Raw genomic sequence first — 17,065 nt, 5'->3', positions numbered from 1 at the left:
CGGTTGTTTATACAGTTCCTATTTTTTGCTCGCCCCCGGCTTTGTCGCGGAGTTGTGAGAAGGCTCACAGGTATTGCTAGATTCGACCGTAGGGGCGCTGCATGCTGCGCCCGATTCTGACATATGGCGTTTGATGCACTTATAAACTGCATGCCCTGCGTCTTCCGCCATGTCATGGTTTGCCATACGCTGACTGACAAGTTAATTCAGGAATCAGCCAACCATGAAATCCTCCGTACCCAATGTCTTGCCCACACCCCAATCGGCCCTGCGTGGCGGGCTAATCAGCCTGGCCTTGCCAACGCTGCTCTCCTCTCTGGGCAGCAGCATCACCAACGTCAGTCTACCTACATTAGCGCAGGTGTTCGGCGCTTCGTTTCAAGATGTGCAATGGGTGGTGATCGCTTATCTGCTGGCAATCACCACGCTAATTGTGGGCGTCGGACGGTTGGGGGATATCATCAGCCGTCGCACGCTGTTACTGGCCGGTCTCGGCCTGTTTATGCTCGCCTCACTGGGTTGTGCTGTCGCTCCTACCATCTGGTGGCTGATTGCGGCCCGTGCTGCGCAAGGGCTAGGGGGCGCAGTGATGATGGCCATCACTCTGGCGCTAGTTGGCGAAACCATCAGCAAGGATAAGGTCGGACGGGCGATGGGGCTGCTCGGCACCTTATCCGCAGTGGGGACCGCGCTTGGCCCTACGCTGGGTGGCGTCTTGATTGCCGGGTTTGGCTGGCAGTCAATTTTCCTGATCAACCTGCCGCTGGGGGGCGTCGCGCTGTTTTGCGTTTATCGCTATCTCCCGCAAACCGATCCGCAGCAGGTAACGAAACAGGGGAGTTTTGATTTCGTCGGAATGGCCTTACTCGGTTTGACGCTGGCGCTATTTTCGCTGGCCATGACGTTGGGGCAAGGTCATTTTGGCTCACTCAATAGCCTGCTGCTGCTGGGAACAGCCGTTGCGGCCAGCGCGTTCGTCTGGGTTGAGAGAAAAGTGGCGAGCCCGCTGGTCCAACTTACCCTATTGCGTCAGCCAATCCTGAGCAGCGGCCTGCTAACCAATATGTTGGTGAGTACGGTGATCATGACGTCCTTCGTAGTAGGGCCGTTCTATCTTGCTCATGGGCTAGGATTAGCGCCACAGCAGGTTGGCTTGGCAATGTCCGCTGGGCCGCTGATTGCCGCATTGGCGGGTGTGCCATCGGGATATCTGGTCGACCGCTTCGGGGCAGCGCAGATGATTAGCCTGGGATTACTGGGAGTTTGCCAGGGAGCATTAACCTTATCGATGATGTCACCTACGCAGGGCGTTTTGGGCTATATCTTGCCGATATGCCTGATCACCGCAGGCTATGCCTTGTTCCAGGCGGCCAACAACACGGCGGTGATCAAACAGGTTGGCATTGAGCGGCGTGGGGTGGCTTCTGGTCTGTTAAATCTGGCTCGCAACCTTGGTTTTATCATCGGGGCCTCCGCTATGGGGGGGATATTCGCTTTGGCCTCGGCAGCCAGCGATATACGGTTAGGGAGCGCGGCAGGTTTACAACTGACCTATCTGGTGGCCGCCGTTTTAGCGGGGCTGGGGTTGTTGATGGCGCTGTGGAGTCAGTTTTATCGCAGGGAGCAACCAGCCACACAAGAGTGACGTTGTCACAGATGCGGCTGCCACCGACATCTCTTTCACAATGGTTCGCGGCCGCGCTACGATGATGTATCTGGCCCAGCCTAACTTTAAGGGATAAATGATGAACCAACCTATTGCCACCGTGGCCTTGGAAAAAGCCTATCGCTTGCTTAATCACGGCCCAACGGTGCTGGTATCCGCCAGTCATGACGGTGTCAATGACGTGATGGCCGCCGCCTGGGCCTGTGCGCTGGACTTCTCGCCGCCGAAACTGACGGTAGTGCTGGATAAGATGACCAAAACCCGTGAGCTGATCGAGCAGAGTGGGTGCTTTGTGATCCAGGTACCGACTGCGGCTCAGCTACAGCTGACCTATGAGGTCGGTAACCGCAGCCTGCATACCGAACCCGACAAACTGGCAAACTGTGGCGTCGAGTTGTTTAGTTTTGACGATCGGCCACTGCCTTTTGTGGCCGGATGCTCCGCCTGGATGGCGTGTAGGCTGATCCCGGAGCCCCATAATCAGCAGGCCCACGATCTGTTTATTGGCGAAGTGACCGGTGCCTGGTCCGATACGCGGGTATTTAAAGATGGCCACTGGCATTTTGACTCAGCCGAACCTGCGCTGCGCAGTTTGCACTACGTTGCCGGTGGACAGTTCTACGCCATCGGTGAATCGCTGAAAGCGAAAACGGGGAGTTAAACCCTGGTGCGAGGTGGTAACCTTTCGCCATAAGACAGCAAATAGCTGATGCTGAATTATACTGAGATCAAGGCGTTCGGCACGGGGTATAGCCATGAATTACACAATGCGCAGTGCTGGCTGGCTGCTGATTTATTTGTTTTTCATTGTTGCTCCGCTGTTTGCTCTATTACTGGGTGCTATGCCGCCCGCGAGGGATTTCTGGACCGAGTTCTCAGTTGCCTTAGGTTATGCCGGGCTGGCAATCATGGGGTTGCAGTTCGGTCTGACCGCTCGTTTCCGCTATGTCACCGAACCATTGGGCGAAGATGTTATCTACCATTTTCACCGTCGTATCTCGCTGATCGCCGTAGGGCTGGTGATTGCCCACCCGATTATCTTGTTTGTCGTCCGCCCCGAACTGCTGGCATTACTCAACTTTATTGAAGCCCCTTGGCGCGCCCGTTTTGCCGCGCTATCAACCTATTCGCTGATTGCGTTGGTGGTCACCGCGCTTTGGCGCGTGCAATTGAATATCCGTTACGAAACCTGGCATCTTACTCATATCATCCTGGCGCTGATCGCGCTCGGGGCAGGGATCCTGCATATGATTGGCTGGAGTTTCTATCTGGATGATCCTTGGAAACGTGGGTTGTGGATTGCGCTGATCGCTTTTTGGCTCGCCTTGTTGCTGTATGTGCGGATCATCAAACCCCTGTTTATGCTACGCAAGCCTTATCGGATTGCGGCAGTCCGCCAAGAACGGGGAGACACCACCACGTTGCTGATGCAGCCAGAAGGGCATCCAGGCTTTCGCTTTTCACCCGGTCAGTTTGGTTGGCTGACCGTCTGGGGTAGCCCATTCAGCCTTACGGGTCACCCGTTCTCATTTTCCTCCAGTGCCGAAGTTGCGGATGGACAGGTCGAGATGTCCATTCGTAATCTGGGTGATTTCACCAGCACTATTGCTACATTGCAGGTTGGGCAACGCGTCTATCTTGACGGCCCCTATGGCGCGTTCACGCTGGGCAAACAGGCCGATCTGCGCGTGCTGATTGCTGGCGGTGTGGGCATTACGCCGATGATAAGCATGATCCGCACGCTGGCCGATCGTGGCGATCGCCAGCCTTTGATGCTGATTTATGGCAGCAAAGACTGGGAGTCGGTCACCTTTCGTGAGGAACTGGCCGCCTTGGAACAAAGAGTGAACCTGAAAGTTGTCCATGTGTTGACACAGCCCCCAGAGGACTGGCCTGGTGAGCGGGGCTTTATCACTGCGGAACTGTTTAAACGCCATCTGCCACCCGGTTATGCCGAACATGAGTACTTTATTTGTGGTCCGAACGTCATGATGGACGTCATAGAGCAGACGTTGGCCGAATTGCACGTGCCGATGTCGCGCTACCATTGCGAGCGTTATAACTTTGCCTGAGGAGAGAGCCGATGCGCCGTCTGTTTGCCGATCGCCTGGCCATTGCCACCATCGTCGTTGTGATCCTGCTAGCCCTGCTGTTTGCTTATTTGCGGGTCAGTTAACCGGCGAATCGGCGCGATCCCGCCACGCAGAGGATAATCCCCAACGTGGTGGCCAACATCAGCAGGCTGACGGGTTCATGCAGTAAGCCTGCTGCCAGCGCCAGGCCAAAAAAGGGCTGCAGCAATTGCAGTTGGCCGACGCTGGCAATACCGCCCTGGGCTAGGCCCCGGTACCAAAAGATAAACCCGATCAGCATGCTGAACAGCGAAACGTAGGCCAGACTTATCCAGGCTGGCAGGGGAATAGCCTCCAAGGATGAGGGTATCAGCAGCAGTGAGGTCGCCAGCATCACGGGTAATGCCAACAGCAAAGCCCAACAGATCACCTGCCAGCCTCCCAGCTCACGCGACAGTTTAGCCCCTTCGGCATAGCCCAACCCGCAAACCACCACCGCAGCCAGCATTAAGGAATCCCCGGTCAGCGAAGCGGAGACTCCCTGAGCAAACGCAAAACTCATCACCAACAGGCTGCCGATAATGGAAAAGAACCAGAAAGCGGGACGAGGGCGCTCACCACCCCGTAGCACGCCAAATATCGCGGTGGCCAAGGGCAGCAGGCCGAGAAAGACGATGGAATGGGCCGAAGTCACATGCTGCAACGCCAACGCGGTCAACAGTGGGAAGCCCACCACCACGCCTAATGCAACGATCATCAGGGAGAATACCTGATCGCCTCGTGGCCGCTGTTGTTTAAACAGCCCTAACAGCAGGAACGCGAACAGACCCGCGATAGAAGCACGAGCGACTGTAAGAAATAGAGGATCAAAACTGAGCACGGCGACTCTGGTGGCGGGGAGTGAACCACTGAAGATCACCATGCCCAAAAAGCCATTGAGCCAGCCGCTGGCGCTATTTTGCTCGATCTTCACCTGCATGGGACACCCTTATTTTCGACGCTGGAGGATTGTGGATCGGCATGTTATGCCGCAAAATCATGACAATCAAAAAATTGTCATGGATACAAGTTGCTATGGCACGAGCCCGTTACAAATCGCTGGTCGATAGTTTTGCCGCTGATATTCGCGCAGGGCGTCTTACGCCAGGGACACGTTTACCCACTCATCGCCAGCTTGCCGCCCAGGAACGCATGTCGTTGGTCACTGCCTCACGGGTGTATGCGGAACTTGAAGCGATGGGGTTAGTCAGCGGGGAAGCGGGCCGGGGGACCTTTGTCCGGGAGATTTCGTTGCCGCCGGGTTTGGGCATCGATCAGCAAGCCGTCGCCACGGACATGCTCGATCTGAACTTCAATTACCCAACGCTGTCGTCACAAAGCGAACTGCTGAGGGCTGCTTTACGTCAGTTGGCTTCCTCCGGCGATCTGGACGCATTGCTACGCTATCAACCCCATGCAGGTCGGCCACACGAGCGGGCGGTCGTAGCCAGACATCTGAACCACCGTGGCTTAAAGCTGGCGGCAGAGAACGTTTTGCTGGTAAATGGCGCTCAACAAGGGTTAGCCATCACCGTGATGGGGCTGTTGCAACCGGGCGACGTGGTCGCGGTTGATGCCTTGACCTATCCGGGTTTTAAAATCCTGGCCGAGAGCTACCATCTTGAGTTGGTCGCCATTCCCGCGTTGAGCGATGGCCCTGATTTGGCGGAACTTGAACGGCTATGCCAGCGCCGCCCGGTGCGAGCCGTTTACTGCATGCCAACGCTGCATAATCCGCTTGGCTGGGTGATGAGCGAGCCACAGAGGCACCAGTTGGTGGCGCTGGCTCGCGAACATGGGCTGCTAATCATCGAGGATGCCGCGTACGCCTATCTGGCAGAGCAACCGCCACTGCCGTTAGCAACTCTCGCCCCTGAATACACGGTATATATTTCCGGTTTTTCCAAGAATGTCGCGACCGGGTTGCGTGTTGGCATAGTGGCTGCCCCGGAAAAATGGATCCCCGCATTGGAACGAGCCATCAGGGCAACCACCTGGAATACCCCGGCGATCATGACCGCGATCCTGTGTGAGTGGATCGAAGACGGCACCGTTATGCGGCTTGAAGACGAAAAACGCCAAGATGCCCGGTTACGTCAGTCAATAGCTCGTGAAGCACTGAGCGAGCTGAACTATATTGGCCACCCTGATTCGTATTTTCTGTGGTTACCCTTGCCAGAGGAGGTTAGGGCGGATCGCATCGCCGCAGCCCTGCTAAAAGAGCGTATTTCGCTCTCTACTGCAGAACCTTTTGCTACCTCGGTTCATGTACCCCATGCCCTGCGTTTGGCGTTGGGTTCGCTGCCGCTGCCAACCCTGCGACAGGCATTAGAAGTGGTCAGCCGGGTGATCCAACTTCACTCTTATCTTTAACCATCTGCCAGCACTAAAGTGGGTGCTCATACTGATCAAGTGGTCCCAAATTGGGAGCCTTTGAACTGCTGATAAACGTCAACCTACTCAGTATGTAGGGGCGCTGCATGCTGCGCCCGTTAATAATTAGCTTGGGGTGAATAGTCCGCCTGTTACCAATTCTGCAGCATTGCCGCTTTGTCATCCATCTGACCGCATGGCGTTTTTCCCAAATTCCATGCGGCCCCTCTATTCATAGCCTAAATATCTGATAACTTAATCCCACGCGTTATTTTATGGATAATTGATCCCCAGGGAGACAACGGTGCGTCATTTCGAATTCAAAGATGATAAATCAAACAAATTTTGGCAAATCGAGCAGTCGGACAGTGACTTAAACCTGCGCTGGGGCAAGATTGGTACGCAAGGGCAAAGCCAGACCAAGAGTTTTGATAACGAAGCCAAGGCCTCGGCTGCCATGACCAAGCTGGTGAAGGAAAAAACCGGCAAAGGCTACGTTGAAATTGCCGTTGATGAAAACGCCACCATTGGCGCCACAGCGCCAAAACCGAAGGTTGAACCAGCTGAAAAACCCCGCGTAGAGCCAATAAGCGATACCCCGGCAGAAAGTGCGCCTCCGGTCTCTGCTGCCACCATACTCTCGCAATCCGTTATCTCTTCGGACATCGCCAAACCTGCTGGCGAAACACCACCGTGGTTAGCCAATGGTGAACCGATTTCCTTACCGAAGAATTTAAGCGTTCAGGCATTGGCCAACCGAGCCCATCCGGGCGAAAAACCGGAGCTAAACGATAAGCAGAGCTGGATCAAGCTTCGCAACCACCTCTATAAAAGTGACGATTTTCAGACTGACTTTGACTCCTCGTCTGCGGAGTTGCGCCAGACTTATGTTGCAAGCTGGCAACGGTTGGCCGATCAACAGATGGACGGCACCATTGAGTCAGATGCGGTGTTGTTTGCCCTGGCATGCAATGCCGGTAGCAACCGTTATTACGGCGATAACAAGACGGATATTACCGACTTTTTAGTAGCCAGAAAGGGATTGCCGTACGCGATTGATGTGCTGCTACTGGCGCAAGGGATCTGTGTTGAATCAAACTGGGATAGCGATGCGCAAAAGCACAGTTACTACCTCAATACAGATATCGCAGATCCGCTAAGCGGCTCGTGGATGTCCCCTTATAGCTGCGCTGAGCTGCATTTCCGTAAGTTCCTGGCTTGTGCCGATGAGGCCGAATGGCAGATTTGCGTGGATAAACTGCTCGCGGGCTTGCCGCAGTTGCATGTTAGCCGCCAGCCGTTGATTGCCTTGTTACTGCCTGAACGCCCAGATATCGCGAACCGGTTAGCCGGTGAGTTGCTCCAACAGGGGGATAGTGACGTCACGCCATGGCTACAGTTGGTTGCCACCGATGAGGCTGTTCTGAAGTCGTTAGGCGTAATGAGCCGTTCTACCTATCGCCACGCTGCATTCCTTAACTGTGAATTTAGTATCGCTACGCTGATTGCAGAGCGCGGCGTTAACGCAGTACCAATCCTGGCCTACCAGCCGGAAATCACCCTTACCGGTGATGCTCTCGCCTGTATTGGCACGCCAGCAGCAATTACCGCACTGGCGCAGGTTTCCGGTCAGGGTAAAGCGTTTCTGGCGCGGTTTATCGACGCCGCACACCGCTGGCCACTGGCATCGATCCCGGCGCTTGCCGAGCTGTTGGCCTCTAACAACAAAGATAGCGGCATGTTGAGCGCCTGCTTAAGCAATCTGCTGCTGGCCAATCCTGAACAAGTGGCCCAGTTACTGCCCTGGATGAGCGGGGCAGCGCAAACTCAAGTGCAAGATTTGATTGCCCGCGTATCTGGCCCGGTTGAATTAGCCGATGAGGCTGATTTACCCCTGGTGCTGGTCAGCCCACCTTGGCTACAGAAAAAGAAAAAACGCGAAGCGGCAGTCCTGGTACTTGAGCCACAGGTGCTGGCACCGGTACTCAATTTAACCGATGAAGAGAAAAAACGGTGGTTAGCGCTGAATGGCTGGGAAGAAAAACGCTATCAGGCTGCCGCAAAAAATATGAACACGCTGGCCAATGAGCTGGGTTTCCAGATTTATCAATCAGGTAACAGAAAGAGCCAGAACGAAACGGCAGCCATTGCCATTAGAAACAGGGATACCCAGGGCCTGATCGACGCCTGGAAGGCTCAGCTTGAACAAACCAGTTGGTCAAACTTTAGTATGCGCTTTACCTCGCTGTTGCCCGATGAGATGGCACTGGCCTTATGGAACAGTTTGTCTACTCACCAATGCAGCGGTGAGGAGTATATGGTGGCCAAATTTGGTGAAGCGGCGCTACCCGGCCTGATCAACGCGGTACGCTCTCGCCCAACAGAACTGACCAATGTCTGGAGCCACGTGGGTGCCAGCGAATTGGCCCCGCTGATTGCCCGTGCCTACCTCAAGCTGAAAACGCTGCGTAGCGAGGCCCAGCAGTGGCTGTGTAAATATCCGCAACACAGCGCTATCGGCCTGATCCCTGCGGCATTAGGCAAAAAAGGGGAAGCCAAAGATTGCGCTACCTCGGCGTTACGGATGCTGGCCACGCAGGGGCACGAAGCGTTGATTATGCAGACCGGTGAGGCTTACGGCAATCCAGAGGTAACCGACGCACTGCGCGCTATGCTGGATGAAGATCCGCTCGATCGCTTCCCGAGTAAAATCAGCAAATCGCCTGACTTTTATCAACCCGCTGGCTGGCGTCGTCCGTTACTGAAAGCGAGTAAAAAAGCCTTGCCGGACAGCGCGCTGGAACACTTGGGAACCATGCTGCGCTTCCCAGTAAGTGAAGGGCTGTATGAAGGGATCCATCAGGTAAAACAGGCTTGCGATCCAGACTCACTGGCGGATTTTGCCTGGGATATGTTCTCGGCATGGTTATTTGCTGCGGCACCGTCCAAAGAGGGTTGGGCATTTATGACTCTGGGCCTGTTTGGTACCGATGACACCGCACGCAAGCTTACGCCGTTTATTCGTGCCTGGCCGGGAGAGGCTCAGCATCAGCGGGCGGTTAACGGCCTGGAAGTGTTGAATCAGATCGGGTCTGACGTGGCGCTGATGCTGCTGAACGGCATCGCGCAGAAGGTCAAATTTAAAGGCTTGCAGGATCGGGCAAGGGAAAAGATTGCGGCCATTGCCGAAGCCCGCGAGTTAACCATTGAGGAGTTGGAAGACCGTTTAGCGCCGGATTTAGGGCTGGATGAAAACGGCTCGCTGCGGTTGGACTTCGGCGAACGCCAGTTTACCGTCAGCTTCGATGAAACACTCAAACCGTTCGTGCGCGATATGGATGGCACCCGCCTGAAAGATCTGCCGAAGCCGAAAAAGACCGATAATCAGGAACTGGCCAACGAAGCGGTGAACATCTTCAAGCTGCTGAAAAAAGATGCCCGCACTGTGGCCGCCCAGCAAGTGGTGCGCCTGGAAATTGCCATGTGCCAGCGCCGCCGTTGGACCCCTGAACTGTTCGAACTGTTCTTGGTGCGCCATCCTCTGGTACGCCACTTGGTGCAACGCCTGGCTTGGGGCGTGTATCTGGTGGACGATGATTCTACTCATGGCGGCAAATTGGTGGACTGTTTCCGCGTTGCCGAAGACGGCAGCCTGACCACCGCAGAAGATGACGAATACACCTTGCCGCAGGGCGATAACGTGCGCATTGGTATTCCGCATGCGTTGGAGTTGCCTGAGCACCAGGCGGCAGGCTTCGGCCAACTGTTTGCCGATTATGAACTGTTGCAACCGTTCGTGCAGTTGGGCCGCGATACCTACAGCCTGACCGAACAAGAGCGGGAAAGCCGTGAGCTGCTGCGCTGGAAAGGGGCCGTAGTCCCCACTGGCCGTATTCTTGGGCTGGCTAACAAAGGCTGGCGCCGTGGCGATGCCCAGGACGGCGGCGCGATCATGGACTTTATCAAACCTATCGATCGTCGGTTAGGGTTTAGCCTGTCGTTTGACCCCTGCATTATCGTGGGCATGGTCGATGAATACCCTGAACAGACGCTGGAGACGGTGGTGATCGACGACGGCCAGTATTACTGGCAGCGAACCGAAGAGCGCAAACCGTTCACTATTGTGGATGACATCGTCATTAGCGAACTGATCCGCGATATGGAAGCCCTGCGCGCCTAAGCTTGCCTTGATCCCGACGCATGTCGGGATCGTACCGCCTACCAAGAGAATCCATCCCTATGTCTGAACAACAAAAAATGCAGCGGCCACCAGCGGAAATTCAATACGCAGAACAACTTGCCCTGTTGGCAGAATTGGATAATCAGCCGCGCCCGCCGGGCTGGGCACTGAGCCTGAATGCCGCCCGGCGCTTTATTCTGGGTGACGAAAAGTTAGGCATTGAGCGCAAAATTGTCGCCGACGTGGCCTCGATTGAACGGATGCTGGTTACGCTGGCGACTGGCCGCGGCCTGATGTTGGTCGGTGAGCCGGGCACGGCCAAGTCCATGCTGTCTGAACTGCTGGCGACCGCCATCTCCGGCACCTCCAGCCTAACGATCCAGGGCGGGGCATCGATTACCGAAGATCAGATCAAGTATTCATGGAACTACGCCATGCTGATCAATGAAGGGCCATCGCTGAAGGCATTGGTGCCAGCACCGCTTTATCAGGGCATGCGCGACGGCAAAATCGTGCGTTTTGAAGAGATCACTCGTGCGCCGTTGGAAGTGCAGGACTGTCTACTAGGTATGTTGTCCGATCGCGTGATGACCATCCCCGAGCTGAATGATGACCATAACCTGCTGTATGCGCAGGAAGGATTCAACATTATCGGCACCGCCAACACCCGTGACCGTGGCGTGAATGAAATGAGTGCCGCCCTGAAGCGTCGCTTTGATTTTGAGACCGTATTTCCGATTATGGATTTCCAACAGGAACTGGATTTGGTGGCTACGGCGTCCAACCGGCTGTTGGAAAAGAGCGCCATTCCTCATACCGTCCCCGTTGAGGTGCTGGAACTGCTGGTCACCACCTTCCGCGATCTGCGCGGCGGTGAGAAATCAGCGGGTAAAGGCGGCGACAGCGCCATGGATCGGTTAACCGCCGTGATGTCGACCGCCGAGGCGGTGAACGTGGCCCATGCGGTGGGAGTGCGGGCATGGTTTCTTGAACAGCGCAGCGGTGAGCCTGCCGACCTGGTGGAGTGTATCGCCGGGACGGTGGTCAAAGACAATGCGGACGATCGGGCAAAACTCAGGCGCTATTTTGAGCAGAAAGTCGCGAAAAAGCCCGGTAACCACTGGCGGGCCTATTACCAAGCCAGATACCGTTTGCCTTAAAGGCGCTGCGTAATGAATAAATCACCGGAAATCATCGGTATCCGCCACCACAGCCCGGCCTGTGCCCGGCTGGTAGCGGCGAGAATTAACACGCTAAAACCGCGCTACGTGCTGATAGAAGGGCCGATGGACTTCAACTCCCGGCTTGATGAGCTATTTTTGCCCCATAAGCTGCCGCTGGCTATCTATAGCTATGGCGTGCCGCAACAGCCTGGGCAGGGCGTGCGCAGAGGTTCCTGGTCACCGTTTGCCGAACATTCTCCCGAGTGGCAGGCGCTGCAACAGGCGCGGGCGATCAAGGCGGAAATACGCTTTATGGATCTGCCGGCCTGGCATGCGGCGTTTGCCGATATTGCTAACCGCTACGCCGATTTAGCCGATGCCGAACAGCAGCAACGGGCAGAGGATTTTGAACAGGTACTGAGCCTGGAGCTGGGCATTCAGGGGAGCGATGCGCTTTGGGATCGGTTATTTGAAGATCAGTGCGATGTGCAGGAGTTGGAGCAACGTCTAAGCCACTATTTCGAACGGTTACGCGGAGAGGTTCCCGGTTCGCAGGGGAACCAGGATCGTGAAGCCATGATGGCCCGTTGGATCCGCTGGGCCATGGATCAACAGGACGGGGCCGTGTTAGTGGTGTGTGGCGGCTATCACGCACCCGCCTTGATGAAGCTGTGGCATAACCTCCCCAGTGAAGATCATGAGCCTGAACTGCCCGCTATAAGCCAATGTTTTGACGATTGGCAAGGCGACACTCAATACACCACCGGTTCTTATTTAGTGCCCTACAGCTATAAGCGGCTGGATGCTTTCACCGGCTATGCCTCGGGCATGCCGTCACCGGCGTTCCAGCAGTGGGTGTGGGAATTTGGCCTGGAGCAGGCCGGGTTATACGCTTTCCAGCGCATACTTGAACGGCTGCGCAAGCTAAACCTACCGGCGTCTACCGCCGATATGGGCGCGGTTTATCTACGGGTTCAGGCACTTGCGCGGCTGCGCGGCCACCAGTTGCCACTACGCAATGACTGGCTGGATGCCATGGCCGGTTCGCTGGTGAAAGAGGCGATGGATGTCCCGCTGCCGTGGACCTATCGCGGTCCTTTACGGCCAGGAACCGAGCCTATCCTGGTGCAGATGATGGCAGTTTTAGCTGGGGAGTCTCACGGCAAGCTGGCAGCCAATACGCCACGTCCGCCGTTGTTGATTTCACTGGAGCTCGAATTAGCGCGGTTGGCGATAACCATTCCCTCGGAGGTCAAACTCGACCTGCTTAAACCTGAAGATCGCCAGCGCAGCAGAGCCCTGCATCAGTTATCGCTATTGGCGATCCCGGGAATCCACTGCCTGAAGGGCGTTGGGCAAGCCATGTCTGGCGAGATGAGCGAACACTGGCAGCTTCGTGCGCCGCTTGAGCAGGTTGCTGCGCTGATTGAGGCGGCCTCCTACGGCGCTACGCTGGCCGATGCGGCACTGGCCAAGCTGGAAGAAGCCTTGCTGGAGCTGCACGGTAGCCAGGGGATGGTGGCAGCGCTGGTTAAATTACTGAATCAGGCAGCGTTGGCCGGTCTGGCGGATTTCAGTAGCCGAGTAGTAGAACAGCTTACTGCGGCGGTGAGCCAGGAAGGGAACTTTGAAGACCTGGGCTTGGCGCTGGAAGCGGCCCACACGCTCTATCGCCACGGTGAAAGCGTAGGTATGCAAGGATCGCCGATCTTGTTGACGGTGATCCAGATAACCTTCGACCGCGCGCTGTGGCTATGTGAAAGCTATGGCAACGTGAACCCCGCCGACAGCCATCGGCACATTGCGGCATTTCAGGCGATCCGCTTGGTGACGCGGGATCTGCTCGCGCTGCCTGATGCCGACCGCAATACATTATTTCCCGCGCTGGAAGCCGATCGCGCGCTCACCGTTTGGCAAAGAAAAGCCGCGTCTACCGATGCCGATCCGCTTAGCCGTGGTGCGGCATTGGGCGCATTACTCAGCCTGAATGACACCCAGCCTGATACCGCATCAGCGAACGCGCAGCCGTTAGCGCTGCTGGCCACCCTGGCAGCCAATAAAATGGGCGATGCGCTCAGCGGATTGATTGCGTTGGCGCGCCACCAGTTGACCCAGGATTTAACCTTTGTTGACGGCCTGAACCAGTTGGTTACCGCACTGGACGACGAAGACTTCCTGCTGGCCTTACCCGCGATGCGCGGTGCATTTGCCTGGCTGCCACCCAGGGAGCGCGGTGAGTTTGCCCGCCAGATACTGGAACTCCATCAGGCGAGCCATCTACCGGTTTCGTCATTAAATCGTGAAATTACTGCCGCAACGCCGCAGGAGATTGCCGCTATGCAACAGGCCGAAAAGCGGGCACTGGAAATCCTTGGCCAATGGGGGCTGGCGTAATGGCAAATCAATTAACTCCAGAGTTACAGCGCTGGCGCTTGCTGTTAGGCGAAGCCGCCGAGGCCTCGCTGGGTGAATTAGACGCTCACTATCGCTCCGTCGATAGCGCACTTGAATGGCTATATGGACGGGATCCGGAGCGTTTGGCCCGCGGTGAGCGCGGATCCAGCCTGGGTAAATCCAACCTGACCACGCCTGAGTGGATTAATGAGATCCACCAGTTGTTCCCCAAAGAGGTGATCGAACGGCTGGAAGTGGACGCGGTTGAGCGCTACGGCATTGACGATGTGGTCACCAATCTTGACGTGCTGGAACGTATTGAACCCTCGGAAGCGTTACTGAAAGCGGTATTACATACCAAACACTTGATGAACCCGCAGGTATTGGCCGCCGCACGCCGGTTGGTGGCGGAAGTGGTACGGCGGATCATGGAACGCCTGGCTCGTGACGTGCGCCAGTCGTTTTCCGGCAGCCGCGACCGGCGCCGTCCCTCGCAGGTCAAGGTGGCGCGTAACTTTGATTTTAAACGCACCGTTGCCGAAAACCTGCATCGCTGGAGCCCGCAGCACGGCAAGCTGTTTATCGAAACCCCGGCGTTTATGAGCCGGGTTAAACGCCATAGTGAACGTTGGGACATCATCCTGCTGGTAGACCAGAGTGGTTCCATGGTGGATTCGGTGATCCATGCCGCCGTGATGGCGGCCTGCCTGTGGAATTTACCGGGCATGCAAACGCGGTTGGTCGCTTTTGATACCGCAGTAGTGGACTTGACCGCAGACGTCAGCGATCCGGTTGAACTGCTGATGAAGGTGCAGCTCGGTGGCGGCACCAATATCGCCAAGGCGGTGGGCTATGCCCAATCCTGCATCACCAATCCCCAGCGCACGATCGTGGTGTTGCTGAGCGATTTCTTCGAGGGCGGCAGCGAAGGCGAACTGGTCCGGCGGGTGCGTACCTGCATTCAGACAGGAGCAAAAGTGCTGGGGTTGGCGGCGTTGGATCATCAGGCCAACCCACAATACGATCGTGACATGGCTAACCGACTGGTCGCGGTCGGCGCACAAATTGGCGCCATGACGCCCGGCGAACTGGCGGCCTGGCTGGCTGAAAAGGTACAAGGATGACTCAACGTTCCGATTTACTCGAACTCACGCCGGAAGCCCTGATGGCGTTAAGCAACGCGGGCTTCGTCAAGCGCGCACAGAAAGAGGTCGCCGAAGGAAAACTGCCTGAACTGACAGAGCGTGACGATGGCTGTATTGATGCCAAGTTTGGAGACGGCAACCAAGTCACTTTTCCGCCAGGAAAAACCTTGCGGGATGCGACCTGTAGCTGCCCGGCCAGCAGCATGTGCCGCCATCGGGTCACGCTGGTCCTGGCCTATCAGGCGTTACATGCTACCGGGTTGCCCCCAGAAGCTGACGATGCTCAGCCGCAAGAATCTGCACCGGCTTGGTCACCGGCCAGATTTAGTGAACAGCTTAGTGATGTCCCGCTCTCGGTCATTAGCCGGGCTAAAAAGCTGATCCAGGGCAGCGTAGTGGTGCAATTGAGCAAAGGCAGCGGGGCGCAAGCCACTCCGTCTGCGCGTTTACCGATGTGTGACGTGCGATTTTTCTCCCGCAACAGCCTGGCCCATGCGCGCTGTGACTGTATTCAGGAAACGATTTGCGAACATATTGTGATGGCGGTCTGGGGTTTTGAGCAGGCCGAGATCAGCCAGCCAGACTTTGAGCAGTTAACGCTGCAAATCCGTTTGCCCGACGGCGAACGGGCGCAGGCAAACGCCTTATTTGACCAGCCAGAGGCGGTGTTATTACAAACGTCGTTGGATAAATTGCTGCTCAAGCTGTGGTCGGACGGCAGCAGCCAGCCAGAGACGGCCATCAAACCGCTGATGGCGGAAGTGAGTCGCCATGCCCAGCAGCTTCAGTGGCGCTGGGTTAGCGAAAGCCTGGCGGATATTCAGCAAGGGATGGCCGATCAACATAATCGTTCAAGCCGCTATCATCCGGTCGAATTCTTGCAGCGCATCAGCGGGCTTTCCGCCCGGTTAGTCGCGGCCAGGTGCATGGACCAACAGGCGCAGCAGCAAGCCTTACCACGCCTTCCGGCGGCAGAAATTCTTGGCCTGGGTGTCAAAGGTGAAATCCAACTGGAACATCTGAAACTGGTATCACTCGGCGCGCGTTATTGGGCCGACGAGCTGCAGGAAGGGGTGGATCTGATCTACACCGACCCGGACTCCCAGGCGCTGATGGTCATTGAACGTCAGTGGCCTAAAAATAGCGATCCACAAGGCGTGGCGACGCCGATAGGCAGCCGCAGGATTGCCGGCCACCCGGTAAAAAAACTGGCGGCCTGCCAGGTGATCACCAATGCCGCCAAGCGCCGGGCAAACGGGGCGTTAGACATTGCCAGCGGTAAGCAATATACCAGCGTGTTGCCGCTCTCTTCCCGGGCGTGGGAGCTGCTGGGGGAACCGCTCAGGCAGCCTGATGCGGCAGCGCTGAAACGTCATCTCCAGCAGGCATTGCCGGATTTTGTACGCCCCAGACAGCCGATCGAACAGCTGCATATCTTACCGGTTAGCGAGGTGCTCGACTGGTGCTGGGACCCGGCCTTGCAGTGCCTGCAGATTGATATCTTAAGCGGAGAGGATCGTGATGACAATTTAGTGACGGTGTCACTAAATTACGATAGTGCCGCCCCTCAGGCTACCGAGGTATTGGCCAGGGCAATGCTCACGCCAGCAACTCCACCACGGTTGATTTCAGGCAGGGTGAAGATCGAATCAGACAAGCTGTTTATCGAGCCATTGGCCGTAGCCAGTGACACCCAGATATTCTCGCTGTGCGCTGATGAGGCTGAACCTTTCCCGATGGAGCGCCAGGCCGATCTGCAACAGCGTTCAGATATGCAGCAAGCGTTGGCAGACACCGAAACGTTGCTGGCTCAGTGGTTACAGCAGGGGATCCGGCATCAAGGGGCGCGTGGGATTGATAGGGTGGAAACGTTGGCCGAGGCGCTAAATGGCTACGGCCTGGTGCAGCTGTCTGCAGGGTTAAACGAGTTACCCGAGCGTATTCGTTCCAATAACCACACGGAATTAGTCCAGCGGTTGATGACGATTTATCAAACGCTGCGCCTGGTGAAAGACCGGCAGAGTCATTGACTT

Annotated in this window: 10 protein-coding genes; 9 read left to right on the top strand and 1 reads right to left on the bottom strand. The window is 56.3% G+C overall.

All coding sequences use genetic code 11. The features are described 5' to 3' along the window. Window positions 1-223: 223 nt before the first annotated feature. The 3 genes from WN53_RS21140 (at window position 224) to WN53_RS21130 (ending at window position 3,738) form a co-directional block, all read left to right on the top strand. Entirely contained in the window at window positions 224-1,645 is a 1,422-nt protein-coding gene (locus WN53_RS21140) for an MFS transporter (RefSeq protein WP_024486276.1), read from the top strand. Window positions 1,646-1,745: 100 nt separating this feature from the next. Further along, a complete protein-coding gene (locus tag WN53_RS21135) occupies window positions 1,746-2,327 on the top strand; it encodes a flavin reductase family protein (protein ID WP_046808250.1) in 582 nt (193 codons plus the stop codon). Between the two features lie 94 nt (window positions 2,328-2,421). Next, the gene (locus tag WN53_RS21130; protein ID WP_046808249.1) at window positions 2,422-3,738 is read left to right on the top strand and encodes a ferredoxin reductase family protein; all 1,317 of its coding nucleotides are present in this window, start codon (window positions 2,422-2,424) and stop codon (window positions 3,736-3,738) included. A 100-nt stretch (window positions 3,739-3,838) separates the two neighbouring features. Here the strand turns inward: WN53_RS21130 and WN53_RS21125 are convergent, their stop codons facing one another. Next, on the bottom strand, window positions 3,839-4,717 hold the full coding sequence (locus WN53_RS21125; protein WP_024486433.1) for a DMT family transporter: 879 nt from the start codon (window positions 4,715-4,717) through the stop codon (window positions 3,839-3,841). A 95-nt stretch (window positions 4,718-4,812) separates the two neighbouring features. On the opposite strand from WN53_RS21125, the gene WN53_RS21120 reads away from it, so the two are divergent. From WN53_RS21120 to WN53_RS21095, 6 genes are all read left to right on the top strand, one after another. Continuing rightward, entirely contained in the window at window positions 4,813-6,150 is a 1,338-nt protein-coding gene (locus tag WN53_RS21120) for an aminotransferase-like domain-containing protein (RefSeq protein WP_024486432.1), read from the top strand. A 304-nt stretch (window positions 6,151-6,454) separates the two neighbouring features. Beyond that, window positions 6,455-10,330, top strand: coding sequence for a DUF4132 domain-containing protein (locus tag WN53_RS21115; RefSeq protein WP_046808248.1), 3,876 nt, complete (start codon window positions 6,455-6,457; stop codon window positions 10,328-10,330). 59 nt (window positions 10,331-10,389) lie between these two features. Continuing rightward, window positions 10,390-11,490, top strand: coding sequence for an ATP-binding protein (locus tag WN53_RS21110; RefSeq protein ID WP_024486431.1), 1,101 nt, complete (start codon window positions 10,390-10,392; stop codon window positions 11,488-11,490). A 12-nt stretch (window positions 11,491-11,502) separates the two neighbouring features. Then, complete coding sequence (locus WN53_RS21105; protein WP_046808247.1) at window positions 11,503-13,887, top strand: DUF5682 family protein; 2,385 nt, start codon at window positions 11,503-11,505, stop codon at window positions 13,885-13,887. Further along, window positions 13,887-15,011 carry a VWA domain-containing protein gene (locus WN53_RS21100; RefSeq protein WP_046808246.1) on the top strand — a complete coding sequence of 375 codons (1,125 nt, stop codon included), beginning with the start codon at window positions 13,887-13,889 and terminating at the stop codon, window positions 15,009-15,011. Before WN53_RS21105 ends, WN53_RS21100 begins: the two co-directional genes overlap by 1 nt. Beyond that, window positions 15,008-17,062 (top strand): SWIM zinc finger family protein, encoded by a 2,055-nt coding sequence (locus WN53_RS21095; protein WP_046808245.1) that lies wholly within the window; start codon window positions 15,008-15,010, stop codon window positions 17,060-17,062. The genes WN53_RS21100 and WN53_RS21095 overlap by 4 nt, the downstream gene beginning before the upstream one ends. Window positions 17,063-17,065: the final 3 nt, after the last annotated feature.

The sequence above is a fragment of the Serratia fonticola genome, from assembly GCF_001006005.1.
GTDB lineage: Bacteria > Pseudomonadota > Gammaproteobacteria > Enterobacterales > Enterobacteriaceae > Chania > Chania fonticola.
The sequence above is the reverse complement of the archived record's forward strand: the minus strand, read 5'-3'. Positions and strand labels throughout refer to the sequence as shown.